Consider the following 26677-nt stretch of genomic DNA (forward strand, 5'->3'; position numbering starts at 1 on the left):
ATACAATTGTAGGAGACGTTCGTCTGGCCGTCTTCGAACCATTTGATCGAGACCTTGCCGGTGAAGGAGGTGTTCTTGACCTTGGTATAAGGTTTGAACCAGTCGATCCGCTTGCCGTGCTTGCCCCAGAACTTATCTGGATTTTCGATGCTTTCCTCGTACCATTTCAGGTACTTATCCCGGTCTATGAATGCTTGTTCGCGGATGAGACGCGGCACGGTGTAGCGCTCGAGGACCACTGATTAGCTCCCTGTGATTGGCTCTTGAAAATTGATCCCGCTCGATGAGAATTATGAAGCCAGTTCTGTCTGATTGATGTCTCGACCCATTTGTCTGTTTGAGGCCGGTTTATAGGCACACTGACAGCAGCATCGTGGACTGCAATCAAACGTCGACCGTTACATCATTTCCGGTCGTCTGATCGCCGAACCGTCGAGGAACCGGCTTAGCCTGTAGGGTGAGATGTCCGTGAGCGGGGTCTCGTTCATGACGATCTCGCTGACCAACCGACCGGCACCCGGTCCGATGGCAAAGCCGTGTCCGCTGAACCCCGCGGCAATCACATAACCAGGCAGTTGTTCCACTCTTGAAATAACGGGGACAAGATCTGGCGAAGTATCGATGAGCCCTCCCCATGCACGCTCGACCCCGATTCCCTTGAGCGCTGGGTATTCGCGTTCAAGGTTCTTCAATGCCAGCTTCACAAGATCCGCATCCGGCGCAGGATCGAGAATGCGGTTTTTTTCGAACGGCGAGACTTCATCGTTCTCCCAGTTGCTGATAGCATCGGGCCCATTCCAGAAGCTGCTGTTCAGACGGTACTTCAACTTCTTGCCGATCTTGCTGCGATACATCTGGTAGAATTTGAGCGCATATCGCATCCCCCGCGGCGTGATGTCGAGCGTGCCACGTCCCGGTACGGCGATCGTGTAGGCGCCGTCTGTCCGGCGCCGCAACACGAAGTTTGAAGCCGAGAGGCATCCTGCTTGAATGATCTCGGGGGCGGGAGTCGTCTTAATTGCGGTCCCGGAGATGTTTGCGACTGGAAGCTCGATGCCATATCGATGAGAAAACCGGGAAGCCCATGCCCCGCCGGCGCAAACAACAGTGCCGGCCTTCACAAGTCCCCGCTCTGTCCACACGCCTGTTACCCGGCCATTGCTAATGTCGAGGCCCCGAACGGCGCATTTTTGATGGAGCGATACGCCATTTTCCTTCGCGGCCTCCGCGATGGCAGGCACAGCAAGACTAGGCTCAGCTCTCCCGTCGGTCGGAGACCAAACTCCGCCGATCCACGAGGATGTGCCACCAGACGCGCGCTCATTGGCCTCGGACGCGCTAAGAATCTGGCTATGAAATCCTTGAAGACGTGCAGCGTGGCCCCACTTTTCCCATCGGGCGACATCAGCCTCGTTTTTCGTGCAGTAAAGGATCCCGGTTCGGCGGAAGCCGAGGTCGCGACCAGTCTCGGTGCTCAGTTCCTCCCAGCGCCGCAGACTGTACATGGCCAGTGCAAGTTCATAGAGGTCGCGGTTTTGCTGGCGAACCCATCCCCAGTTGCGGCTCGACTGCTCGCCACCGACAATGCCTTTTTCGAGCAGGGCTACGGATACCCCTTTGCGCGCAAGCTCATAGGCCGTGCAGGTACCCACGATCCCCGCCCCGATGACGACGACGTCAACCTGGCTTGGAAAAGAGGCGCTATCACTTACTTTCTGAACCTGCACCGGCATAATCACTATTCCTCTGGGCACCGCGTTCCAGTCATCTCCGACAGGAGCGATAAAAGTTTGAAAGTTAGTCTTTGTGAGCACGGGCTACTCCCGATGCTCGGGCGTCGAGGACGCGTCCAGCGCGGATGTTTCGTCTGCTCTCGCGTGAAAATGTTTCTCAGCTGTGATCGCCGCGGACATCGAGCGCGTCGCGCAGCCCGTCGCCGATGAAGTTGAAGCTTGTGACAGCGATCGTTATGGCCGCGCCGGGAATGATCGCCAGCCAAGGCGCCGTCCCCAGATATTGCTGTGCGCCGTTCAGCATATTACCCCAGCTGGGCAGCGGCGGCTGAATTCCGTAGCCAAGGAAGCTGATATAGGCCTCCATCAGGATCGCGCGCGCGACGGTCAGGGTCGCGGCAACGATGATCGGACCCATGGCATTAGGAAGGATTTCGCGGAACATGATGTGCGTTGCGCTCAGTCCCAACATGCGGCTGGCCAGCACGAATTCGCGCTCGCGCAAAGAGCGAACCTCCGCCTCGACGATACGGGCAACTTCCATCCAGCTTGTAGCAGCGATGACGACGGTAATCATAATCGGGCTTGGCTTCAATGCCGCGGCAAGAGCAAGCACGAGGAAGATGGATGGGAAGGAAAGGAAGCCATCCACGGCACGCATCAGCACCGTGCCGACCAGGCCGCCTCTATATCCGGCCACCACGCCGACAAGGGTTCCGATCAGCGTCGACAACAGCATCGCCGAGAAACCGACCAGGAGCGAAATCCGCCCCGCCATGAACAAGCGGGCGGCCAGGTCTCGTCCCAGCGGGTCCGTGCCGAGATAATGTTGCCCGGTCAGGGGCGGAGCGAAGCGGGCGCGCAGATCGATATAAAGTGAATCGTACGGCAACAGGTGGGGCCCCAGGACGCAGGCCAGCGTCAGCAGAACGATCATCACCATTCCAATGAGGGCCAGATGGTGCTTGATGAAGCGGTGCGCAGTTCGGCTGTTCCACCAGCGCTCCCGGGGTGAATTTGCGGCAATGGCGGTCATGATGGCTGACTCCTGATGAGCGTTCATGGCGCTTAACTCAGACGGATACGGGGATCGATAATGGCAACAACGATATCGGCGGCGAGGTTGCTCACCACGACAAGGATCGCCGAGAACATGAGCAATCCCATCACCACGGGGTAGTCGCTGTAGCCGAGACTGTCGAGGAACAGGCGTCCCATGCCCGGCCAGGTAAACACCGTCTCGGTGACCAGAGCACCCGTCAGGACGCTGGGAAGCTGCATCCCAAGGAGCGTGATCATCGGCAGGAGGGCATTGCCGATGACATGTTTCATCAGGATACGACGCTCGCTTAGTCCTTTGGCGCGGGCGGTCTTGATGAACTCCTGATTGATCACGTCGAGAGTAGCCGTTCGCATGTAGCGGCTCCAGATGGCTACATGCACTAGCGCAAGCACGACACTGGGCAGAATGAGATGGTGGAGATAGTTCAGAACGGATTCGTCACCGATCGTGTACATGTTGCCGGCTGGCAGCCAGCCAAGTCTGAGCGAGAAGACGTAGATCCCGATCAGTCCGAACCAGAAAGTCGGGATCGAAAGGGCCACCATGGCACCGACTGTCGCCATATAATCGAAAACCGAATAACGCTTTACAGCGCCGCGAACACCAATCCACGTACCGATAGCGATCGCGATCACCGTGGACGAGCCCATCAGCAGCAGCGTTGCCATGAGGTGCCGTCCAATCACCTCGAGAACTGGTGCCCCGTCGCGGAAGGAGTGTCCCCAGTCTCCTGTCAACAGGCGCCAGGCCCAATCCAGATACTGCACCCACAGAGGACGGTTCAGGCCCAACTGCTCCGCCAGTCGGTTCAAGTCGTCCTGAGTCATGCTCGCATCGAGCCCGAATTGTGCCAGGGGGCCGCCCGGAATCAGGTTGAGGACCACGAAGCCGATGACGGAAACGATCAGGAGCAGTACGAGGCTCTGAGCGAACCGGTTAATTAGGAAGCTGCGCATTCAGGCTCTCCCTGTGATAGCGTCAACAGAAGTCGCCGCCGCGAGGCGCGGCGGCGACGGCGGGAGGTGAACTCAGCTCTTCCAGCGCCAGCCGGCAGCATGCCAGGATGCCGTGCGCGTGTTCGTGTTCGGCTCCCAGCCTTCAAGGCCTTCCTTCTTGCCAACCACATAGGTGGCGGCAAACAGAGGAAGGAAGGGAAGGTCCTGACGCACGATTTCCTGGATACGGTAGTAGATTTCACGACGCGCTTCCGGATCGAAGGTCTGGGCGCCCTTCTTCAGCAGCGCATCCACTTCCGGATTGGAATACTGGCCGACGTTCGATCCCTTTCCACCCTTCGCGGCAATCGCGCTGCTCGCAAGACGATTGGTTGCATCGGGGTCGGCGGCGATCAGATGCGTAACGCCCGAGATCGCCGTGTCGAATTGTGACTTCAGCCAGAATTCGCCAAACATGACGGCCGCCGGCAGATTCGAGATCGTCATCTGGACGCCAATTTCTGCGAACGTTTGCTGCAGGAACTGCTGCACCTGCTCACGGAGATTGTTGCCCGATGTCGTCGAATTGTTGAATGCGAGTTTCACGCCGTTCTTTTCACGGATCCCATCCGACCCCGGTACCCAACCGGCGTCGTCGAGGAGCTTGCGTGCGGCGTCGAGATTGAATTCCTGTGCCGGAAGCTTCGGATTGAAGTAGAACGACTCCTTCGGCATGAAGGTTTCGGTCGTTGTCACCACGCCGAAATAGAGGGCGTCGATGATCGCGGCTCTGTCCATTGCAGCATAGAGTGCCTGACGCACCGCCAGTTCCTTGAACTGCGGCCGCTCGAGATTGAGATAGAACGATTCGACAGAGGCACCGGGGACCAGGCTCACCACGCGGCCCGGCAATTTGCTGGCTTCGTCGTAGTGGTCGGGCGTGATGTACGCCTGGTCTGTGAGGTCGATGTCGCCGCTCTTGAATTGGGTGTAGAGCACCGTCTGGTCGGGGATGTATTTGAATACAACCTGTTCGACATAGGGGCCGTCCCCAAAGTAATCCGTGTTCGCTGCCAGCTCGAGATGGTCGCCGGCCACGCGCTGGCTCCACTTGAAGGCGCCCGTGCCGACGGGTGCCTGGTTGAAGGCTGCTGCGTTCGGATCGGCCTCATTCTCGAGAAGGTGCTTTGGCACGATGAAGGTCTCGGTGAGAAATGACAGGTAAGGAGCGAAGACCTGCTCCATCCGCCAGGTGATTTCAGTTGGCGAAACCACCGTTAGGTCGCGCACCAAGGAATGACCGCCTGTGCGCCACGCTCGGAATTTCGGATTGGTGATCAGTTCGAGGGTGAACTTCACGTCCTCAGCCGTAAACGGCTTGCCGTCATGCCAGCGAACATCATCACGCAGGCGAACGCGCCAGTTCAGGCCATCCGCCGAGATGCCGCCGTTCTTCTGCGTGGGCACTTCTAGCGCAAGATTGGGCTGAAGCACGCCTTGCGGATCCATGCGAAAGAGGGCGTCGAAGAGCGAGAAATGGACCGCATCGTCCGTTTCGATATGTGCCATGAGCGGATTGAACACGGTCGGTTCCTGCGAAAGCCCGACCACGACGCGACCGGCAGGTTTCTTGTCCTGTGCCCAGGCAATGTCAGGCTTGCCAATCAGGTTGGGGGCAGCAAAGCATGCAATGCCGCCGGCTGCCATGAGGCGCAGTGCGTCGCGCCGAGAAATATTCGTTTTGGTCGTAGACTCTTTTGTCATTTCATTCCCTCTCTTTTTGCTCATTAGGAACCTACTGCCGTGAGCCGATTACGCTTTCGCAATTGTCTCTGCTTCGTTCTCCTGGGATTGCTGCCACAAGCTCACGCGTGTAATCGGATTGCGGTTTCAGGAAAATCTGAGACGGCGGGCCGCGCTCGACGACCCGGCCCTTCTGCATCACAGCAATTTCGTCGCAGATCTGGCTGGCGACACGAAGATCATGCGTGATGAAGACCATTGATACGCCGGTCTCGCGCTGGATTTGGTCAAGCAGCTTGAGGATCTGGGCCTGGATGGACACGTCGAGCGCGGAGACTGCTTCGTCGGCAATCAGCAGCTTGGGCTTGAACATCAAGGCCCGCGCGATGCCGATGCGCTGGCGCTGACCACCCGAAAATTCGTGCGGGTAGCGGCCGAAGGCGCCAGCATCGAGACCGACATGAGATAGCAACGCCCGCGCTTCGTCGCGCGCCTGCGCGTAGGGCATCCCATGTGCGACGGGCCCGACGGTCAAAATCTGACCGATAGTTGAGCGCGGATTGAGCGACGCAAAGGGATCCTGAAAAATCATCTGAATCCGAGGACGCAGCGGCCGGAACTCGGATTCAGAGAGCTTGACGATGTCCTTGCCCTCAAACAGGATCTGACCGCTGTCGCTGTCCTGAAGCTTGATCAGGAGTCTCCCCAACGACGACTTTCCGGAGCCGCTTTCGCCGACAATGCCAAGGGTGCGGCCAGCAACCAAGGTGAATGAGGCGTCCTGCACTGCAGGCACGACACGCTGACTTCCGAACAGCGCACTGCCGCTGCGATAAGTCTTGCACAAGCCTTTGACGGTCAGAATTGCCTCGTCGCTCGTTTGCACCTTGAGTTTTCTGTCCTCGCCCGTGAGGCGCGGAACGGCTGCGATCAAGCGCTGGGTGTAGGGGTGGCTGGGTGACTTGAGAATCTGATCGGCGGTGCCCTGCTCGACAATCCGCCCTTTCTCCATAACCACGACGCTGTCGGCGATTTCTGCCACGACCCCGAAGTCGTGGGTGATGAACATGACGCTCATTCCCTTGCGGCGTTGGATGTCTCGGATGAGCTTCAGGATCTGCGCCTGCGTGGTTACGTCAAGGGCTGTCGTGGGTTCGTCTGCTATCAGCACGGTCGGCTCAAGGGCCAGCGCCATCGCGATCATGACCCGCTGGCGTTGACCACCGGAAAGCCGGAAGGGATACTGGTGGTACATCAATTCCGGATCCGGCAGGCCCACTTCAGTCAACAATTGGAGGGCGCGGTCACGGCGCGAGGCCTTGTTGCCCAGACCATGGGCCGCCATCACTTCAGTAACCTGCTCGCCCACCGTCATCAGCGGGTTGAGCGCCGAAAGCGGATCCTGAAAGATCATGGACACGACGCGGCCGCGTAGCTGGCGCAGCTTCTTTGTCGGCGCGCCGACTATGGTCGTTCCATCGAGATTGATGGCACCCGATGAGACCGGAATAATCTTGGGCAAGAGACCCATGATGGTGTTTGCGGTTACAGACTTGCCCGATCCAGACTCGCCGATGATGCAAAGGATCTGGCCACGCTTCAGGTCGAAGGATACATTTTCGACGGCATGAGCCCGTTCCATGCCTTTTGGCAGGTCGACTGTCAGGGCACGCACCGAAAGCGCTGCGTCGCCTGCTGTAACAGCTTCAGTTGCCATCGATATATCTCCTTTTCTACGCAGCTTCTTGATTGAGTTTTCGTCGCTGCCTAACGCGTGCCGCTCATTGCCTCTCGAGCGGTGCACAGCTTATTCTAGGATCTCATTTGCAACCAATCGGCTTTGGTTCTGTGACTAATATAAGATTGGTCTTGCCATTGGTGTCAATATAGATCAAATTGGTTTCGCAAAATATTTGTTGGAGGTCATATGAGCGTGGTGTTGAAAGACTTCATTGAAGCGGAAGGTCTGGAACCAGGTGATCGACTCCCCCCGGAGCGCGACCTGGCGCTGAAACTCGGGCTGCCGCGTACCGCCCTTAGGAGGATGCTCAGTTCGCTGGAGAAGGAAGGCCGCCTTATCAGGCACGTCGGCAGAGGCACCTTTATCGCTGGCAGCGGTGTGAGCTCGAGCGCCCTTCGCCCGCCGGCTACCTATGAAGGAGACACATTCCGCACCTATCCGGCGGAAGTCTTTGAGGCTCGGCTGATCATAGAACCCAAGATCGCGGCATTGGCAGCATTACGCGCGACCAGGCAGGAAGTCGAAGAAATGCAGAAATCAATCGCCCGGGGCAATGCGTCGGAATCTATGGGCGAGTTCGAGAAGTGGGACGCCGTTTTTCATCGCATCATCGTCCAATCCGCGCGTAACGGTCTTCTAGCCTCCCTCTATGAAGGCATACACGCAGTACGGGCGGGAAACCTCTGGGGGAAGATGAAAGAACAATCGCTGACCTCAGAGCGCATGACGGCCTATATCGTCAGCCATCAGGCTATCCTGGACGCAATCAAGGATCGTGACAGCAGAGAGGCCGAGCGAACGATGTACGACCACATCATTGAAGCCAGAACCAACATACTCGGACCTAGCATTTGAGAGATTGGTCTGAGCAATTGGTCTCCAGGCGTGTTCTCACGTGTCCCGCCGTGACCGTCTCGGATGCGTTCTCGCCATTTGACGCAGAGGTCGGCGCCGAAGTGTTGCCAAATTGCGCGCTTCAGGGAGCAACCTGTCGCCGAAGCCAGGAGAGGAAGGTTCGTTTTCTGGCATCGTCTTCGAAAGGAAGTCGGCTCAACAGGATGTAGCTGTAGCCGTTGCCGGAAAACCCGTGGGGAGCCACCAGTTGCCCGCTTTCCACAGCGTCGGCGACGAGCGGCTCTGGGCCGATCGCAGCACCCAGCCCAGCGATTGCCGCCTCGATACTCAGATAGAAATGCTCGAAGACCTGGCTGCCGGGTGGGTTTGGATCTGCGAGTTGGTTGTCGGAGATGTACCGCGTCCACGCATCTCGACGGGTGGCCGAATGAATGCGAGGCAAGCAGAGGATTTCATCTCTGCCGGAAGCTAACAGCCTTGGCGCGCACACGGGGCCGACGCGTTCTTCGACTACCGTTTCCACAAACAGTTCCGGCGGCCAGCCGAAATCGCTTCTCCGTAGCGCCAGATCTATATGACTTCTGTCGAAGTTCACAGGGCCACCGGCGGCAAAGACGTGAACCTCAATCTCAGGATGAAGTGCGTTAAACAACGGAAGGCGCGGAATCAGCCAGCGCTGCGTGAATGTCGGTTCACATGAAAGTACAAGGGGTGCCGAGCCGCCACCCTTGATTTCGTCGCAACACTTGCTGATCTGGCGAAACACTTCGCTCATCGTCATTAGCAGACGCCGCCCTGGATCGGTCAGAAAAACGGCCCTGTTTCTTCGTTCAAAAAGGGCCACTCCCAAGTCGTCCTCAAGCAAGCGGATTTGTTTGCTGACGGCGCTGTGTGTAACGAACAATTCATCGCCGGCACGCCCGAAATTCAAATTCCGTGCAGCTGCTTCAAACACTCTGAGCGCGGATAAAGATGGGAATCGTGCGGCCATATCTGTGAGTTAAAGTGACGGATTTCAGTCAGAATTGATCGTTTTTCCGGCAAAAGCAATAGCGCTAGTATCTCCTCGTCACACGAAAACCGATAGGACGGCGACTTTGAAGGTAGGAATTCTGGCCGATGATCTGACAAGTGCAACGGATGGCGCCGCACCATTCGTGAGTATGGGGCACAGATGCCTTGTCTTCACCGATTACCGACGATCATCGCCGGAAGATGTGGCGATCATCTCTATTAACAAGGCAAGCCGGGCCGCATCCGTGAAGGACGCTGTCGATCGGGCGACACAGGCGGCAAAAAGCGTGGCATCCGCAGAAATTCTTTACAATACTGTTGATTCCACCATTCGCGGCCACGTTGGAGCTGAGATAGAAGCCGCGCTCGCGGCGTCTGGCCGGACCATCGCAGTTGTCGCTCCAGCTTTCCCTGCAGGCGGACGCACTACTAAAGGAGGGCGTCAGCTTCTTCATGGCGTGCCGTTGGAGGAAACCGAGTTTGCAAAGGACCCGCTCCACCCCATAGCGGACTCGCACCTTCGGTATCTGTTTCGAGATATCCCGCAGGCTGAGATCCGTCACCTTGGGCTTGCGGAACTCCGTGTATTGAAGGCCGGCGAACTGACCGCGGATCACCGGAAGTTGTTGATCGCCGATGCAACAACGCAGGAAGATCTGGCTCGGCTGGTGAAATCGGCGGCGGATCCGAAGTCCATCCTTTGGTGCGGTTCTCCAGGACTGGCAATCGCATTGGCAGACTATGTGGGTCGCGCCGATGACCCCACACTGTTGCCCCTCGCGGCGGCGATCAATCTCTTCGTCGTTGGCAGCGTCAATCCCCTGAGCCGCGAGCAATGCTCACGGCTGATGAGCACTGGCACCGTCCGGCAGATCATCATCGACGCAGAGGTGGCGTCTCGCTCGGCCGACCTCGCAGCCGAAAACGCCGCTGCCCAATACAGACAATCCGGAACCAGCGGTGACGTTATTCTAACCACGTCGGACCGTGCTACCTCCGCCGCTCCTCGGTCCATCGCGATCGCTCTTGGCAAGGCTGTCCGCGCGATTATGGAGCATTATCCGGTGACCGGACTCTTCCTGACTGGCGGTGACACCGCCGAATCCGTTCTGAAGGAACTCGAGATCGGCTCTCTCAATCTCCTCGGCGAGGTCGATCCGGGCATCCCGGTGGGCCGCACGAACGGCCCCCATCCTGTTCACATCATCACAAAGGCGGGCGGCTTCGGCTCGTCCAATATCCTGCTGAATTCAGCCGAGTTGCTTCGGGGCCTCTGGCTTGGAGATAAGAAATGAAAAAACCTGCTGGCATAACGATGGGCGATCCCTGTGGAATCGGCCCGGAAATCATCGCGCGCGTTTTCGCGGACGGACTGCCGGAGCAGGCGGTGGTGATCGGCGACGCAAAGGTGATGGAACGCGCGGTTCGGGCCTTGGCTCTTCCTCTCCAAGTGCAGCCCATCGCGTCGGTCGATGAGGCGGTCCCCGACGCGACGCTCATGCCCGTACTCAATATCTCGGATCTGCCGGACGATATGCCGATCGGTCAGGTGGACGCTCGCGCCGGGCGCGCAAGCTACGACTATGTCGTGCGAGCGATCGACGAAGCGCTGGCAGGGAACATCGGAGCAATCGTGACCGCTCCGATCAACAAGGAAGCAATGAAGAAGGCCGGGCTCAATTATCCCGGCCACACCGAAATCCTCGCCGAACGGTCGGGGACCGACAAGTTTGCGATGATGCTGGCCAACGACGAGTTGCGTGTCATTCTTGTGACGATCCACGTGTCGTTGCGCGACGCAATCGACTTGGTGACGCAGGATTCGGTGTTCAGAACGATCGAATTGGCGCACAAGGCAGGCAAGGCTTATGGCATCGCCTCGCCCCGCGTTGCGGTCGCCGGCCTCAATCCCCATGCCGGTGAAAACGGCATGTTCGGGCGTGAAGATCTCGACATCATCGCGCCAGCGATCAGGCGCGCTCAGGAATGTGGAATAAACGCTTCCGGCCCGTGGCCCGGAGACACGATTTTCATGCGGGCCCGCAAGGGCGAGTTCGACATCGTCGTTGCACAATACCACGATCAGGGGCTCATTCCGGTCAAGTATTTCGGCCTCGACAAAGGCGTCAACGTCACCATCGGCTTGCCCTTCATCCGTACCAGCGTCGATCACGGCACCGCATTCGATATCGCGGGCCGGGGCACGGCCGACCATTCCTCTCTTCGCTATGCCTTCGATCAGGCCCTGCTTCTCAACGCAATCTAGGAGCGCTTTCGATGCCCCAGACTCCCGACTTCATTTTCATGCTGACCAATCAGGATCGGACCGTTGCCGACGCGGCCGAGCGCCTCAAGGATGTGCTTGCCGCAGGCATCAGACATGTGGGGTTCAAGGATATCGGCCTCCCGTTCGATGAACTTTTGGGCCTTGCTTCTGCGATCAAGAAGGCGGGCGCGACGCTCTATTTGGAAGTTGTCAGCCTCGACAAGGAGAGTGAGCGCCGGTCCGCGCAGGCCGCCGTTGACCTTGGCGTCGACATTCTGATGGGTGGAACCCGACCGAATGTCGTTTTGCCAATTATCGCTGGGAGGAACATCCAGTACTATCCCTTCCCCGGCAAGATCGTGGGACATCCGAGCAGGCTCGAAGGGACGATCGAAACAATTGTGGAAAGTGCCCGGCAATTGACGGCGATCCAGGGTGTAAGCGGTCTCGATCTGCTCGCCTATCGCTTCAACGGCGATGTCGAAGCGTTGATGACGTGCGTGTGCGAAGCGGTCGAAAAGCCTGTCGTCGTTGCCGGATCGATCGACAGTCCTGAAAGGATGGCGGCCGTCGTACGATCCGGAGCCGCAGGTTTTACCATCGGCACGGCGGCTTTCAATGGGGCGTTCTCAGGCAGTTCCAATCTGCGGTTGGAGGTCGAGAAGGAGATCGACGTGCTCACGCGGATTCAGGCTGACGCGGGTGATATCACGCTGTCACCATTAATAACCTGCTGAATCGAACCTTCACCGACCATTAATTGCAATCTTTACGGTTTAGCGCCAAGGTGAATTTCGAATTTGGAGATTAGATAGATGGATCTAACGACGTTCGACCCCTCCACTCGCTTAGCGGCCACGACCACCCTCGAGACGCTGGAAACGCCCTGTCTGGTTCTCGACGCGGAGCGGATGGACCGGAATATCACCCGTCTCCGAAACCGGCTCGATGGCATGGGCGTGTCGCTTCGACCGCATCTGAAAACCGCGAAGTCTATCGACGTGGCCCGGCGGGTCATGAGTGCGCCCGAGGGACCGGCGACGGTTTCCACGCTAAAGGAAGCCGAGAACTTCGCGGCCGATGGGGTTCGCGACATGATCTATGCGGTCGGCATCGCGCCGGCAAAGCTTGCACGTGTCGTTGAGCTGCGCTCCAAGGGCGTCGATCTCGTGGTCGTACTGGATACCCTCGAGCAGGCGCAGGCGGTTGCCGCGGCGTCCCGAGACGCCGGAATGCGGATCCCAGCCATGATCGAGATCGACTGCGATGGCCATCGCTCGGGTGTGGTGTCCGCCAATCATGCTCAGTTGCTGGAGATCGGAAAGATCCTGGCGGCAGGGGCTGAGCTGCGTGGCGTTCTGACCCATGCTGGGGATAGCTATAAGGGTGGGGGCGTCGCGGAGCAGAAGCGTTATGCGGAAGCGGAGCGCTTGGCCGTTGTTGATGCCGGGCGTCTTCTGCGCGATGCGGGTCTGCCGTGCCCGGTCGTCAGTGTCGGTTCGACGCCAACGGCCCACCACGCGAAGGACCTTACTGGAGTGACCGAAGTCCGCGCCGGCGTGTTCGTGTTCTTCGATCTGGTAATGGCAGGCATCGGCATTTGCCAAGTCGACGACATCGCGCTCAGCGTTCTGGCGACGGTAATCGGCCATCAGCGCGAAAAGGGTTGGATCATCACCGATGGCGGATGGATGTCGCTGTCGCGTGACCGTGGCACCGGCAAGCAGGCCGTCGATCAGGGATACGGCCTCGTCTGCGACCTCGAGGGCAACGCCTATCTCGACATCATTGTTGCCGATGCAAATCAGGAGCATGGAATTATAGCCGTGCGACCCGGGTCGGACGCTCGCCTGCCTGACCTGGCGGTCGGAGACAGGGTGCGGATCCTGCCGAACCATGCTTGCGCAACCGCAGCACAGCACTCAGTCTATCATGTTGTCCGCGGTGGCTCGCATGCAGTTGAGACCTGCTGGCCGCGCTTCGGAGGCTGGTGATGTCGGACGTCGTGACCATCTATACCGACCTCGCGCCCCGCCCTGCGGGTCATTATGTCCAGGCCAAACTGGCGGGCGAGCATCTATATATATCAGGGCAGCTCCCGATTCGGCCGGATGGGGCGCCGCTTCCCGACAATGAGTTCGAGACGCAGGCGGGGCAGGCTATCGAGAATATGCTGGCGGTTCTCGAAGCCGCAGGCGGCAGCCCGGACAATCTCGTCAGGGTGACGGCCTACATCGTTGGCGTCAGCAACTGGCCGCGCTTCAACCAGGTTTATGCAGCGCGGCTGGGCGAGGCGCGCCCGGCGCGCACTGTGGTTCCGGTGCCCGAACTGCACTACGGCTATCTCGTCGAGATCGACGCGGTCGCCGTTCTCGCGCGAGACGCTCCGGCGCGGCAGACAGAAAACAGCTCCGACTAATCAATTCAGGTCAGCCACGATGTCACCATTCCTCAAACGCATACAGAGCGATCAAGAGCTTCCAGCGAAGGCCGACGTCGTCGTCATCGGCGGCGGCATTATCGGCGCATCGGCGGCATTTTTTCTCGCAGAGCGGGGGCTCTCCGTTGCCTTGATTGAAAAGGGATATGTCGGGGGTGAGCAGTCAAGCCGAAACTGGGGCTGGTGCCGGCGGCAGAACCGCGATGAGCGCGAACTGCCGCTCTCGGGGGTTTCCATGCAGGCGTGGGACCAATTTGCTGCGAAAATCGACGAAGACGTCGGCTTCCGCCAATGCGGCCTGTTCTATGCGACAGACAACCCGCAGCAGCTGGCGGAATGGGAACAATGGCTTGATCTTGCCCGGCAATTCAACGTCAATACGAAGATGCTGACTGCCCAGGAGGCGCATGACAGAATTCCCGCGCAAGGCCGCCGGTGGCTTGGCGGCGTCCATTCCGTCGATGATGGGAAGGGCGAGCCGGCCATTGCGGCGCCGACGATCGCGAATGGTGCCCGGAAGTTCGGAGCGACGATCCACCAGGAATGCGCTGCGAGAGGCCTCGATATTGTCAATGGTGCAGTTGCGGGCGTCATCACGGAAAAAGGTATCATCAGATCGCAGGCCGTTCTGAACGCCGGCGGTGCGTGGGCCTCCCTGTTCTGTCGCCAGTACGGCGTACAGTTCCCGCAGGCAAGCGTGCGCCAAACCGCAATTCGTACACGCCCTACAACGAGTCTCGGCGAGGCGATTTATACACCGGAGTGCTCGCTGACCCGCAGGCTGGATGGCAGTTACACGCTTGCGATCAGCGGCAGGGCGACCTTGGATATCACGCCGCAAGGCCTCCGCTATGCGCGCTGGTTCATGCCGATGTTTCTGAAGCGACTGAAAGCGGTCCAGATCGGCATTGGGAGATCGATGTTTCACGGACCGGAAGCCTTCGCCCGCTGGAACGAGAATGGGGTTTCGCCGTTCGAGCGAATCCGCGTTCTCGATCCAAGACCGAGCCGCAGGACGATCGCGGCTATTCTGAAAGGCGTCACCGAACAGTTCCCGGCGCTAAGGGGCATTGAGATCGCCGACAGCTGGGGCGCCTATGTGGATTGCACACCGGACGCGGTGCCCGTCATCTCGGCGTCCGATCATGTGAAAGGGCTTTATTTGGCCGCGGGCGGTTCCGGCCATGGCTTCGGCATTGGCCCGGGCATCGGCCGCCTGGCAGCCGACCTGGTTGCGAACGATAGGCCTTGCGTCGATCCCGCGCCCTTTCGGCTGTCGCGCTTCTTTGACGGTTCCACAGTGAAGGTAGGCGGTCTCTGACCGTGCGGGAAGGCCAGTGCAGGACAGATTTTCCTAGCCGACGCTGTCCAGCGTCTTGCAATATATGCCGACCAGCAGCAGGAACCAGGGGGTTCCGAAGTGCCCCGGGACAGCTGGCCACGCCTGAGGGAGGAGTTTGCGAAAGGCCGTGCTTGTTTCCTTCGAACGATAAGAAGGAGGCGAACGGAGCGCCCCCTCTCATCATAGCAACAGCGCCTGAGCCCTGTTTTCAAGCACGCTTGAGGGCTGGCTCCAGGCCAACGGCGGCGGCTAGCCCACCGATGTCCTTGATCTCGATGTATTCGTAAAAAGGATTGGCCGGCTCATGGCCGCGGTTGACCCAGACCTTGCTCTTGATGCCCAGGTCATAGGCAGTCATCAGGTCGTAGCGGAAGGATGAGGACACATGAGTGATGTCTTCCGGTCCGCAGCCGAGCTTGTCGAGCATGTATTCGAAGCCCTTCATCAGAGGTTTGTATGCCCCGACTTCTTCTGCCGTGATTACCATATGGACGGGTGCGCCCAGTTTTTCCACGTTCGACATGATCAGGCTTTTCATGGAGTTCGACAAGATGACCAGCGGAATTTCCTTGGCCACTTTGGACAGGCCAGCCGGAACGTCCGGGTGCGGACCCCAGGTTGGCACCTCATCATAGATCCGTTGCGCGTCTTCGGGTTTGAACGGGATACCGATACGTTTGCAACTGCGTTCGATTGAATTGTGAACCACTTCGACGAACGGTTTCCATGGGCCCAGCACCTCGTCAAGGCGATAGCCCCTGAAAGCCTCGATGAAGGCTGACATCGCTTCAGGGGAGAGGCGCTCGCCGTAGACGCGTCGCGCTGCGCCGGCCATGTCGAAATTGGTGAGCGTGCCGTAGCAGTCGAAGGTCACGTACTTCGGTCGAAATTCAGTCATCGCATGTATTCCTTCCAATTTTCATGGCACGGTGTGCCTATCCAAGGTCATGTGGCGGGCATGCCGCCTGTCTAAGAGGTCGCGGTCCCGACGGACCCCCAATGCGGACGCGGCAGGTACCTTTGCGAATCTGGTCAATTTCCTCTGCCTTTTCAGATACCTGGCCAATCCACTAAAGCGGATCAATCCGACGTGTTCACTGCATTCCGACCAGTGGGAGCACACTGGCATAACTTTCGGACAATGGCAACAGATTGTCCAACAATTTTTGGGCCTTCGGCTCTGAAATTTCCCGGCGACGTGTGCGCCTCGCCACTAAAACAGCCATCAGCAGCCATCTATTGCGTTGAATAAACGACGCTTTTCTTCTTGGCCAAGCTTGAAGTCATCAAAAAAGCTGAAATTGATCCCATTCGCCATCGAAATAAATTGTTGTACAAAAATTGAAGTATGACATACTGAGGTCATCGAAACTGCCCTTCCGAGGCAGGACGGGAATGAGTTTGAAGATGGGTTACAAGCATCAATGCGGGCCAGCCCGCGTCCCTGAGCTTTCCGAGGCGTGCCATACCGTGGGCACTGCAGAAGCCGAACGAATTGCCGAGCGACTATATGGCACGCGCGGCTCGGCAACGCGCTTTGAAACAGAAAAGGACGACACGTTCCTCCTCGACTGCGCCGCCCAGGGGAAGTTTGTATTGAAGATCGCTCATCCTTCGGAGCGGATCGAGGAACTCGATTTCCAGGTGTCGCTGATGCGTCATCTGGAGCAGCGAGCCCCTGATCTACCAATCCCCCGCACATTTCGCGATGTCGACGGGGCGGAGTTGCCGATTGTCACTACGAGTGGCGGCGAGCGGCGAGTCGTGCGTCTTATTACCTTCCTTGCCGGCACCCCGCTCGACCGGACATCTTGCACAGCTCCACAGCGTGAACGGATCGGCGAAATCCTGGCAAAACTGCGTCATTCAATGGCCGATTTCTCGCACCCCGCGGACGGCCGGACGGTGGCATGGGACGTCACCCATCTGCTCGACCTGACCGATCTGCTGAGTTTCATCCCTGAGGGCGGCAAGCGGGCCTGGACCGTCCGTGCACTCGAGCGGTTTGCCGAAATCAAGCCGAAGCTCGATCTGTGCCGGCAGCAAGTGCTCCACAACGACTTCAATACGTCGAACCTGGTCGTCGATCACACCAATCCACAGTTCCTGACCGGCGTCATCGACTTCGGCGATGCGGTTCGTACCGCCATCGCCGTCGATGTCTCTACGGCGTTGATGAACCAGATGCCAAAAACGTTCGACCATGGGAACCGGCGAGACCTGTTCGACGAAGCGCGCGACGTTCTGCGCGGTTATCTCCGCCATGCCGAACTGACGGATGAGGAGCTCCGGCTCATTCCCTTCCTGTCGATGGGACGTCTTGCGGTTCGTGCGCTGCTGACATGCTGGCGCGCAGAGATCTTCCCCGAGAATGGCCGCTATATCCTGCGCAATACAGAAGCCGGCTGGGCCCACCTCGAGTGGTTTCACTCAATTTCGACCGCACAGATTTGCGATCTTCTGGCACGATAGGAACAACAATGTCCAAACAAGCGACTACCCTGCCCAAGGGCTTCCGTGGCGACATGCCAAATGGCTTCAACCCTCAGGACACGTCTCATCTCACAAGTGAAGATCTGGCGCATGTCGCCAGGCGGCAAAGGCTGCTCGGGCCTGCTTATCGGCTCTTCTACAAGTCGCCAGTTGAGATCTGCCGTGCGAAGGGCGTCTTCCTCTATGACAAGCACGGTAACGAATATCTTGATGCCTACAACAACGTGGTTTCGCTGGGTCACTCTCATCCGCGTGTCGTCGAGGCGATCCAGAAGCAGCTCGAGGTACTCTGTACCCACACGCGCTACATGCAGGAGCCGCTGCTGGACTATGCCGAAGCCCTGATCAATACGTTCGGTGGCGAACTCGGCCGGATCGGATGCGCGATGTTCACATGCACGGGCTCGGAAGCCAACGATCTCGCCTTGCGGATCGCACGCTACCACACACGCAAAACCGGCGTCATCGTCACGGCGGAAGCCTATCACGGCAACAGCGGCGCGGTGGCGGCAATCTCGCCGTCGCTCGGCAGGAAGTCGGCTTTGGATCCCTATCTTCGCACGGTTGCCGCGCCGGATTCCTATCGCCTGCCCGTCGAGGAAATCGGCCGGCGGATGGCGGAGGATGTCGCACGACAGATCGCCGACATGGAGCGGCATGGCGGCGGACTAGCGGCCTTCATCGCAGATTCCGTCTTCTCTTCCGATGGTCTCTACGTCGATCCGACGGACGTATTGGCGCCGGTGGCGGAAGTTGTGCGCAAGGCTGGTGGCCTGTTCATTGCCGACGAGGTGCAATCCGGATTCGGGCGGACCGGCACCCATCTTTGGGGCCACAACCGTCACAAAGTCGATCCGGATATCGTCACAATGGGCAAACCCATGGGCAACGGCTATCCCGTTGCCGGCGTGGTGCTGCGGCCCGAACTCGTTGCCGAATTCGGATCCAGCATGCGCTACTTCAATACGTTTGGCGGCAACTCCGTCGCTATCGCCGCAGCAAGAGCCGTGCTCGACACGATTCTCGAGGAAGGCCTGTTGGACAATGCCGTCAAGGTCGGCGGCGAAATTCTCGACGGCCTCCGGAGTCTGCAGAAAAAATACGAATTTGTCGGCGATGTTCGTGGGGCCGGCCTCTATTTCGCCGTTGAACTCATTACGGACAGAGACCGGAAAACACCCGACATGGACCGAGCGCTTGCGGCGGTCAATGCCCTGCGCGACAGGCGCATCCTTATATCCGCGACGGGAGCGGACGCACATATCCTGAAGATCAGGCCCCCGCTCATCTTCACATCGGCCAACGCGGCGCGTTTGCTCGAAGGCGTCGACGAGGCGCTTCGGTCCGTGCAGATCTAGGAGCCGCCAGCATGCAGCGCAGAGGCACGATGTCATCTCCCTTGCCCTGCGCCGCCCCATGTGGCGTAGGTATACGACATAAACAACGAGCAAAGCCAAAGCCATGCCGTCGCTGCCCGCCAAGAACCGAGCCGAAGATCCAGAGATGAACGTCGAGCCGCCCAGCAGCGCAGTGGAGGTCCTGACTCACGCCTTGCGACGGCGAATCTTGTCAGGGGACTTCCAACCGGGCGAATTCCTACGCGACGTGAAGATGTGCGAAGAGCATTCGACCTCGCGGCACACATTCCGTACAGCAGCCCAGGTGCTCGTCACGCAAGGTCTGTTGCGTCAGATACCGAACCGGGGCTTTGTGGTGCCCGAATTCGGGCCAGACGATATTGTCGATATCACGCGGGTGCGCGGCGCCATTGAGGGCGAGGCCATACGTCTGATCGTGCTGACCGGCATTATCCCCTCTCAGGCGCTGGAGGCGGTCGATGTCATGCACAGGTCGACGCTGTCCTCCGACAGATCCTTGCTGGTTGCTGCGGACCGCGACTTCCACCGGGCGATCATCGCCTCCAGCGGTAGCCCTCGGCTCAAGCGGACCTACTCGGACCTTGAGGGCGAGATCGAGCTTCTTCTCGCACAGCGGCAGGATTTCTACTCCACCGCTGAAGAAATGGCGGAAGAACACGAGCGGCTCATCAACAGCTTGAGGAGCCGTCACTACGATACGGCGCGGGATGCATTCCAGGAGCATTGGGAAGATCTCCAGATCAAATTGCTCGATCAACGCTGACCAGCGCTCCCTGGGAATGTGACGTTTCGGAAAAGACCGCCTCTCGGGCGGCGCTGAGGATGCCGGCGACGCGGGTTCGACGCCAATCGCATGCCCGGTAACGGTCGCCGGCAGTCAACTTGAGCCACGGAATCCTTACTCCCGACGTGGGCGGCTCAGCCACTACCCGGGAGGTTACCGAGGCCGTCTGCGACGCGATCCACTCTTCGATTTTCTAGAGACACGTGGCCGACGATGACTTGGAACGATCACAAAGCAAGGAAGCCATTTCGCCGGCGCCATCCTCATCAGTGGGAATTAGCCAATGAAACTTGATCGGATTGACGTCAAGATACTGAACGCACTGCAGACGAATGGCCGGATGACGAATGTCGAGCTTTCGGAAATGGTCAACCTCTCGCCAAGTCCCTGTTTGTTGCGGGTAAGAAAGCTGGAGGCGATGGGCTATATTCAGGGCTACTCTGCGCAGATCAATATCGCAAAACTGGGTCAGACGCTGACGGTGTTCACCGAAATCACGCTGAAAAACCACGGTCAACGGGACTTCGCGAGATTTATCAGCGCTATCGAGAAGGTCGATCAGGTTATCGAGTGCCATTTGGTTTCGGGCGGCTACGACTATCTCGTAAAATTTGTCACCACCGGAATCGACGAGTACCAGACGATCATGGAACAGCTCCGCGATTTGGAGATCGGCATTGACAAGTACTTCACCTTCGTCGTCCTGAAATCGCCCCTGATCAAAATGCATTTGCCGCTTGAAAGCATGCTCCAGTGTACCAGACCTCGACAGCCGGCATCTCGTGCCGCTGGAATGATGAGAGACCACGACTGAAGAACAGGCTATGGGTGCCCATCATTTCAAAGCGGCGGAGCCGTGGATGTTGCGAGAGCGGGAGCGCCATGCTCAAGGCTAGAAAGGGAAAACGCCAATGCAGACTCAGATCCGGCCAGCCCTCCGAGCGCTGCGGCAATGCTGTGGAGGACAGCCAGCATTGCATCTAAGGAGCCGCCCGTCAGAATGGTCGTACCTGTTGACACGCAGCATAAACGTAAAGGGACGATGAAAAAGCGTTTGCGGCTCTTGTTTCGCGGGAATTCGGATAATCGACCTTGCCGGAATATTCAGTGCATCTTCGTGATCGCCACGCGCGCGGACGCCTTTGCGGCGAGACGCTTTTTGCCTGTGGCAGTCACATCTGTCCAATGTCGCCGCATCGCACTTCGGATTTTCTGTCAGCCAATAGCTTGGCTCGCAAGGCAGAAAATTTGGACGGCCGGTGTTTCTGATCGACCCGCCGCACCGCGAACCATCGCAACGACGCTACCCTCCTTAGGCAGCCCCCAATCCGCAAGCGATGACGAAAGGCCGGTCTGTTCAGGGATATCGACTCTTACAATGCGACCTTCCTTGCCCGAGAGGATGAAGGCAAGCAAGTCCCTCGCCTGTTCCGGGCTTTCCGCAACGACGGGCCCGACGACTTCACCCTTTCCGAACAACCGGGTTGCCGCAAATGCGACGATACGATCACCTTTCCGGATGGCGGCGAAACTCCCCTCATTCGCTAGGACGTTGTATATCGCGTCACGGTCGGCCCCGAATGCCATACGATCGAGCGCTTTGATTGCCGGCAGCGCGCCAGGCCCGATCCACTCAACATTATGAGGAGCACCGACCTGACCGGCAATGCCTTGATGACGGAGGATTTGGTGGGTCGCGATGAATCCGAGTTTTTCATATAGAGGGAAGCCGTCAATCGTCGCCGTCAATCGGCATTCACGCTCACCAGCGAGTTCCAACACGGCGGTGGTCAATTTTCTTCCCACCCCCAGGCCTCGCTGGCTTTCATCGACAATAATCATGTTAATGGCAGAGCAGGTGTCGCCGAAGGGAGTCATGAGGGCGGTACCCACAACCCGGTCGCCGGCGAGCGCAACGCGTCCTTCGCTCAGAGACCGTATCATTTCCCAGTCTTCCCTCCTGTGCGCCCAACCCACTGCACGCGACAGCGCGAGGGCTCCGCCCACATGATGAGCCTCGAAGGGGGCAAGAATGATCGATTCCGTTTGCATGAGTTCATCCATTCGTAGGTCTCCTGCTCACCATTGATAAGAGCGAAGGATCTATGAAGCCGCGGCGGAGAAGCGAGACTCCTGGCCGTGCCGGACGACACGGATATACAAGCCGAGTAAAGAGCGACGGACAAACCGCCCATCAGGTTCAAATCTCGGCGACCGAAACGGCTTGCCTGCCGCCTCGCCCCGTCCCGCCTGCAGATGCGAAGATGAACGTTATGACGGCATCGTTTGCTCGAATGATCAGGTGACGGTGACGAAAATCTTCCGCACCGTCTCGATCGTCTTCCAGACCCCGACGTAGCCCGGCTTCATCACGAAGCTGTCGCCGGCTCGATAAATGACCGGGTCCTTGTCCTTCTCCGTCAGTTCGATCACACCGTGTATAAGATGGCAAAATTCGAAGGTTTCGCCTTTGATGGAGTGCGTTTCACCGGGCGTCGCCTCGAAAACACCGGTATTGACCTTGCCGTCCTTGGCGGTGTCCTGCAGCCACGTCTTGAAAGCGGGGCTGCCCGAAATGAGGCGATCCGGCTCGGCAGTTCTATGCTTCGGCTCGAAGGATGGATCCGGGTCGATGGTTTTCAGTAGGGACATTCATCTCTCCTATTCTTGCTACATATACCTGCGTCATTGTTCCGTCTTCGGAGCCTCCCTGACCTCGGCACCTGATCGTCAACCAGTAACCGGCGGTGCTCGCAACGACCTACCAGGTGACGGCGATGTACTTCGTTTCCAGGTATTCGAGCATGCCGTGATGGCTGCCTTCGCGGCCGAGGCCACTCTGCTTCATGCCGCCGAACGGCGCCGCAGCGTCGGAAACGACACCGCGGTTAATCCCGACCATGCCGCTTTCCAGCCTGCCGGCGACCGCAAGCACACGCTTGAGGTCTCGGCTGAAGATATAGGATACAAGCCCGTATTCGGTGTCGTTGGCCAGATCGACGACCTCGTCCTCGGTATCAAACACAATCACCGGCGCAACCGGACCGAAGATTTCTTCGCGAAGAATCTCGGCGTCCGGAGAGACATTGGCGAGAACGGTTGGCAAATAATAGAAACCCTCGCCGCTCAACCTGCTACCGCCTGTCACCAGCTGGGCTCCCTTGGCTATCGCATCGTCTACCAGGCGCTCCACCTTGACGACCGCGGCATCGGTGATCAGTGGTCCAAGCTGCGTATCCGGTGCCAGCCCCGGCCCGACGTTGAGCGCTGCCATCTCCTCCGCGAAGCGGCGTATGAAGTCAGCAGAAATTCCTTTTTGGACGTAGAAGCGGTTTGCGGCCGTGCAAGCCTCACCGCCGTTGCGCATCTTTGCAACCATTGCGCCGGCGACCGCCGTTTCCAGGTCGGCATCGTCGAATACGATGAAAGGCGCGTTGCCGCCCAATTCCATTGAGCAACTGACGACCTGGTCCGCGGCCTCGCGCAACAGTATCCTGCCAACGCCGGTCGAGCCGGTGAACGACAGCTTCCGGACCCTCTTGTCGTGCAGCATTGCACTAACCACAGGTCCAGCCTTTTTCGTCGGAACTATATTGACCACTCCGGCGGGAACACCTGCCTGCCGCATCAGTTCTCCAATGGCGAGCGCGGTCAGAGGCGTCTCGGCTGCCGGCTTCAGGATGCAAGTGCAGCCTGCAGCCAATGCCGGCGCAATTTTTCGGGTCGCCATCGCTGCCGGGAAATTCCAAGGCGTTACCAATACGGCGATACCAATCGGCTCATGGCTGACGATGATCTGGTTTGCGCCCGAAGGTGCTGATCCAAATTCTCCGGGAGCCCTCACAGCCTCCTCGGCATACCAGCGGAAAAACTCGGCCGCATAGGCGACCTCCGATCTCGCGTCGGGAAGCGCCTTGCCGTTTTCCACCGTGATCAGTTGCGCCAACCACTCTGCTTGTTCGAGAAGGAGGTGAAAACACTTCATCAGGACATCTGCGCGCCGCCGCGGCGACGTTGCCTTCCAGACCGCAGCCGCCTTCTCTGCCGCGTCGACGGCCGCCATTGCATCCGGGATGTCGCCATCACAAACTGTGGCGATGGCTTCCGCAGTCGAAGGATCAATAACATCGAAGGTCCGGCCACCTTTTGCCGAAACCCATTCGCCGCCGATAAACAGTTGCGTGGGAGCTTCGCATGCTACAGCCGCCTGCGAAGGCGCACGGCTTGCTTCAAGTGTCGGAGTTGCTTTCACGTTCACCACCATTCGCTACCAATCAGGATCGTTGTGCGATCAATATAGAATTGGTTTAGCGATTGGTGTCAATATAGATCAAATTGGTCTCGCGGATTATTTTCAATCTTCCGAAATCCCGGGGCCCTGCAATCCGCGACTGCGCCATTTGCACGCGCTTGCGCTGACCGCCGGAAAGCTGATGCGGATTGCGGTGCTCGAAACCTTTTAGCCCAACTTGCGCGAGCCATCTCATCGACCGCTTGCGAGGTTCGGCAGCGCCGACACCCTTGAACATGGGACCGAGCTCCACGAGCTGATCGCGGTCTTCCACGGAAGCAATGCATCCTGCTGGAACAAGTAACCGATGTCGTTCTGGATCCCGCGCACCGGCTGACCATCGATGGAAACGATGCCACTAGCCGATTTCAGGAGGCCGGCGATCGCATTGAGTATGGTGCTCTTGCCGCATACGGTGCGTCCGACGATAGCAACTCGCCATCGGGGACACTGAGATTGACATCCTGGACAGCCACATACGCGCCGAAGGACATGGTGAGTGAGTCGATGGGAATCATCGGCTTTGCCTGGCTGGGATTGTACGCCGGGGGTGCGGTTTTCTCCGGCCGCCGAAAGGTTACCCGAAAATTGATGAGCGTATGGGCAGTAATCGCTGCCTTAAGCTCTCGTGCCGCCTACTGTCACTTGCTTACCGTCGCCACCGGTGGTGTCTCCCTGCCACCTACGGCATCTCCACCAGACCCCGCCTACAATATCGGCGCTTCTCCAGGTAAATATGGGAAGCGCCCCTGCCTTGGCAGTCTTTCCGCCAGTTCCGACCGCCCATCCGGTCTGCACGCAATCCTGCTCCACGTCAGAGCGGCGCAGTCATTGGGCTATGACGGCGAAAGGGCTGTTTGGTGCGGCAGTGACGCTTGTTATTCTGACGATCAATTGTGGATCGATGACGTCTCTCATGTCCGGCCCTCAGTGATCTCGCGCACCGCTGCGATTGCCTCGTCAACGGCGACACGATTGACGTCGAGATGGGTGACCCAGCGCATTCGCCCACCGGGCCAGAAACTCGCCGCGATGCCGAGTTCACGTAGCGCCTCGGACAGCCGGGCCGCCAGATCGGGCGAGAGCTCGACAAAGACCACGTTTGATTGCGGGGGAGTCACCTTCAGCCCCTCAATCTCCGCAAATGCTTGCGCGAGCACCCGAGCATTGGCGTGGTCCTCGACCAGCCGGTCGACGTGATGGTCGAGCGCGTACAGCCCAGCCGCTGCAATTATCCCTGCCTGCCGCATCCCGCCGCCGAGCATCTTGCGCCACCGGCGCGCACGGGCGATCAATGGGGCATCGCCGACTAGCACTGATCCGAGCGGCGCCCCCAGCCCCTTTGAAAGGCACAGCGACACGCTATCGAAGCCCTCTGCCAGGTACCCGACATCAACGCCGAGCGCCGCAGCCGCGTTGAACAGCCGCGCACCATCGAGATGGGTGGCGAGCTTCCGCTCCCGCGCAAATTCGACGACCTCGGCCAGATGATCGCGCGGCAGGACCCGCCCGGCGAACGTGTTCTCGATGCTGACCAGTCGCGTGATCGCAAAATGCGGATCATCGTCCTTCACCGCGGCGTGAAGCTCCTCGATGGGGATCGTGCCGTCGGCGCGCACCGGCAATGGCTGCGGCTGGACCGAGCCCAGCACCGCAGCGCCTCCGGCTTCCCACAGATAGGTGTGAGCTCCGGTTGCGCAGAGAAATTCCTCGCCGCGCTGGCAATGGCTCATGATCGCAGCGAGATTGGACATGGTGCCGGTTGGCACGAACAGTCCCGCTTCCTTGCCGAACAGTGCGGCAAGTCGGGCCTCGAGCGCCTTGACCGTCGGGTCGTCGCCAAGGACATCGTCGCCCACCACGGCGGCAGCCATCGCCGCACGCATGCCACGGGTGGGACGAGTGACCGTATCAGAGCGGAAGTCCAGGCGGATAGCATTGGCTTGCATGATCGAGACCTTATCGGTTTGGCTGTATCGGCAATACTAGCGAAAGGATAGGCTCGGACTATCAATATAAACTGACGAATTTTGGTGATACAGGATCACCAATAATGCGATCTTTCGCGTTGAGTCATGGCGCCATATCAATGTGGTGTTGCAACTGCCTTTGGCCACCACCTCCGACATCGAACTTTGGCTCGATCTTTCGCGGCCTGTCTCAAGCGGCTGCCGCGCCGTGACGTCACATATGATGCATCGAATTCAAAACATGCGGCAGCCCTCTTCGATGGAGACAGCGTGCGAACCGTTGCCGTCTGTCCTACTCTTCACATTCGAGGAGCCGCGCTTTCAGGAGAGCGCCCGCCTCGACTGTTCCTCCTTAGTTCGAGACGGAAATTGATATGATTTCAAACATACCGGTGATAGTCTGTCACCAATGAAGCGTTCGGACATTCCATCCCTCGATGACCTGCGTGCCTTTGAGGTCGTTGCGCGCCTTGGTTCCGTGCGTGCGGCTGCGGCTGAGTTGAATTTGACGCACGGTGCTGTCAGCCGGCGCGTTTCGAAACTTTCCGAACACCTAAACATTCGTTTGCTGGAAGTTGATGGGCGTGGCCTAAGGCTGACGGGAGAGGGTTCACGGCTCGCGCAGGCG

23 protein-coding genes and 2 pseudogenes are annotated in these 26677 nt (G+C 58.8%); 12 read left to right on the top strand and 13 right to left on the bottom strand.

Going from position 1 to position 26677, the window contains the following annotated elements; genetic code table 11:
- From FHT70_RS21805 to FHT70_RS21830, 6 genes are all read right to left on the bottom strand, one after another.
- On the bottom strand, window positions 1–239 hold a 239-nt coding region (locus tag FHT70_RS21805), incomplete at its 3' end, for an acetyl-coenzyme A synthetase N-terminal domain-containing protein (protein ID WP_348649561.1).
- A 159-nt stretch (window positions 240–398) separates the two neighbouring features.
- Window positions 399–1733, bottom strand: coding sequence for an FAD-binding oxidoreductase (locus tag FHT70_RS21810; protein WP_183704914.1), 1335 nt, complete (start codon window positions 1731–1733; stop codon window positions 399–401).
- A 157-nt stretch (window positions 1734–1890) separates the two neighbouring features.
- Window positions 1891–2769: an ABC transporter permease gene (locus FHT70_RS21815; protein ID WP_183704781.1), complete on the bottom strand. Its 879-nt coding sequence runs from the start codon at window positions 2767–2769 to the stop codon at window positions 1891–1893.
- A 32-nt stretch (window positions 2770–2801) separates the two neighbouring features.
- A complete protein-coding gene (locus FHT70_RS21820) occupies window positions 2802–3752 on the bottom strand; it encodes an ABC transporter permease (RefSeq protein ID WP_097600998.1) in 951 nt (316 codons plus the stop codon).
- Between the two features lie 72 nt (window positions 3753–3824).
- A complete protein-coding gene (locus FHT70_RS21825; protein ID WP_097600999.1) occupies window positions 3825–5495 on the bottom strand; it encodes a peptide ABC transporter substrate-binding protein in 1671 nt (556 codons plus the stop codon).
- Between the two features lie 31 nt (window positions 5496–5526).
- Complete coding sequence (locus tag FHT70_RS21830) at window positions 5527–7197, bottom strand: ABC transporter ATP-binding protein (protein ID WP_183704915.1); 1671 nt, start codon at window positions 7195–7197, stop codon at window positions 5527–5529.
- Window positions 7198–7401: 204 nt separating this feature from the next.
- Here FHT70_RS21830 and FHT70_RS21835 point away from each other — a divergent pair, with 204 nt between their 5' ends.
- Window positions 7402–8070: an FCD domain-containing protein gene (locus FHT70_RS21835; RefSeq protein ID WP_097601001.1), complete on the top strand. Its 669-nt coding sequence runs from the start codon at window positions 7402–7404 to the stop codon at window positions 8068–8070.
- Between the two features lie 121 nt (window positions 8071–8191).
- On the opposite strand, the gene FHT70_RS21840 is transcribed toward FHT70_RS21835, so the two are convergent.
- A complete protein-coding gene (locus tag FHT70_RS21840; protein WP_183704782.1) occupies window positions 8192–9061 on the bottom strand; it encodes a LysR substrate-binding domain-containing protein in 870 nt (289 codons plus the stop codon).
- Between the two features lie 106 nt (window positions 9062–9167).
- Here FHT70_RS21840 and FHT70_RS21845 point away from each other — a divergent pair, with 106 nt between their 5' ends.
- From FHT70_RS21845 to FHT70_RS21870, 6 genes are all read left to right on the top strand, one after another.
- The gene (locus FHT70_RS21845) at window positions 9168–10379 is read left to right on the top strand and encodes a four-carbon acid sugar kinase family protein (protein WP_183704783.1); all 1212 of its coding nucleotides are present in this window, start codon (window positions 9168–9170) and stop codon (window positions 10377–10379) included.
- On the top strand, window positions 10376–11350 hold the full coding sequence (gene pdxA, locus FHT70_RS21850) for a 4-hydroxythreonine-4-phosphate dehydrogenase PdxA (protein WP_183704785.1): 975 nt from the start codon (window positions 10376–10378) through the stop codon (window positions 11348–11350). Before FHT70_RS21845 ends, pdxA begins: the two co-directional genes overlap by 4 nt.
- An 11-nt stretch (window positions 11351–11361) precedes the next feature.
- Complete coding sequence (locus FHT70_RS21855) at window positions 11362–12087, top strand: 4-hydroxythreonine-4-phosphate dehydrogenase (RefSeq protein WP_183704787.1); 726 nt, start codon at window positions 11362–11364, stop codon at window positions 12085–12087.
- Between the two features lie 78 nt (window positions 12088–12165).
- A complete protein-coding gene (locus tag FHT70_RS21860; protein ID WP_183704789.1) occupies window positions 12166–13344 on the top strand; it encodes a DSD1 family PLP-dependent enzyme in 1179 nt (392 codons plus the stop codon).
- Window positions 13344–13769 carry a RidA family protein gene (locus FHT70_RS21865; RefSeq protein WP_183704791.1) on the top strand — a complete coding sequence of 142 codons (426 nt, stop codon included), beginning with the start codon at window positions 13344–13346 and terminating at the stop codon, window positions 13767–13769. The genes FHT70_RS21860 and FHT70_RS21865 overlap by 1 nt, the downstream gene beginning before the upstream one ends.
- Window positions 13770–13788: 19 nt before the next feature.
- On the top strand, window positions 13789–15111 hold the full coding sequence (locus FHT70_RS21870) for an FAD-binding oxidoreductase (RefSeq protein ID WP_183704792.1): 1323 nt from the start codon (window positions 13789–13791) through the stop codon (window positions 15109–15111).
- A gap of 229 nt (window positions 15112–15340) precedes the next feature.
- Here the strand turns inward: FHT70_RS21870 and FHT70_RS21875 are convergent, their stop codons facing one another.
- A complete protein-coding gene (locus tag FHT70_RS21875; RefSeq protein WP_183704793.1) occupies window positions 15341–16030 on the bottom strand; it encodes a haloacid dehalogenase type II in 690 nt (229 codons plus the stop codon).
- Between the two features lie 497 nt (window positions 16031–16527).
- Between FHT70_RS21875 and FHT70_RS21880 the strand changes: the two genes are divergently transcribed.
- From FHT70_RS21880 to FHT70_RS21895, 4 genes are all read left to right on the top strand, one after another.
- Window positions 16528–17604, top strand: a complete 1077-nt coding sequence (locus FHT70_RS21880; RefSeq protein WP_183704794.1) for a phosphotransferase — start codon at window positions 16528–16530, stop codon at window positions 17602–17604.
- Between the two features lie 8 nt (window positions 17605–17612).
- Entirely contained in the window at window positions 17613–18983 is a 1371-nt protein-coding gene (locus FHT70_RS21885; protein WP_183704795.1) for an aspartate aminotransferase family protein, read from the top strand.
- 103 nt (window positions 18984–19086) lie between these two features.
- Window positions 19087–19767, top strand: a complete 681-nt coding sequence (locus FHT70_RS21890) for a GntR family transcriptional regulator (RefSeq protein WP_097601011.1) — start codon at window positions 19087–19089, stop codon at window positions 19765–19767.
- A 304-nt stretch (window positions 19768–20071) separates the two neighbouring features.
- The gene (locus tag FHT70_RS21895; RefSeq protein ID WP_183704796.1) at window positions 20072–20602 is read left to right on the top strand and encodes an Lrp/AsnC family transcriptional regulator; all 531 of its coding nucleotides are present in this window, start codon (window positions 20072–20074) and stop codon (window positions 20600–20602) included.
- Between the two features lie 401 nt (window positions 20603–21003).
- On the opposite strand, the gene FHT70_RS21900 is transcribed toward FHT70_RS21895, so the two are convergent.
- The 5 genes and pseudogenes from FHT70_RS21900 to ltaE form a co-directional block, all read right to left on the bottom strand.
- Complete coding sequence (locus tag FHT70_RS21900; RefSeq protein ID WP_183704797.1) at window positions 21004–21852, bottom strand: GNAT family N-acetyltransferase; 849 nt, start codon at window positions 21850–21852, stop codon at window positions 21004–21006.
- A 234-nt stretch (window positions 21853–22086) separates the two neighbouring features.
- Complete coding sequence (locus FHT70_RS21905) at window positions 22087–22440, bottom strand: cupin domain-containing protein (protein WP_183704798.1); 354 nt, start codon at window positions 22438–22440, stop codon at window positions 22087–22089.
- A 109-nt stretch (window positions 22441–22549) separates the two neighbouring features.
- Window positions 22550–24052, bottom strand: a complete 1503-nt coding sequence (locus FHT70_RS21910) for an NAD-dependent succinate-semialdehyde dehydrogenase (RefSeq protein ID WP_097601015.1) — start codon at window positions 24050–24052, stop codon at window positions 22550–22552.
- Between the two features lie 106 nt (window positions 24053–24158).
- Window positions 24159–24597 (bottom strand): annotated as a pseudogene (locus FHT70_RS21915) (ATP-binding cassette domain-containing protein); the annotation flags it as partial.
- A gap of 396 nt (window positions 24598–24993) precedes the next feature.
- On the bottom strand, window positions 24994–26028 hold the full coding sequence (gene ltaE, locus FHT70_RS21920) for a low-specificity L-threonine aldolase (protein ID WP_183704799.1): 1035 nt from the start codon (window positions 26026–26028) through the stop codon (window positions 24994–24996).
- A gap of 430 nt (window positions 26029–26458) precedes the next feature.
- Between ltaE and FHT70_RS30445 the strand changes: the two are divergent.
- Window positions 26459–26647, top strand: a pseudogene (locus FHT70_RS30445) (LysR family transcriptional regulator); the annotation flags it as partial.
- Window positions 26648–26677 lie beyond the last annotated feature (30 nt).

The organism is Rhizobium sp. BK049 (genome assembly GCF_014193135.1).
Lineage (GTDB): Bacteria > Pseudomonadota > Alphaproteobacteria > Rhizobiales > Rhizobiaceae > Rhizobium.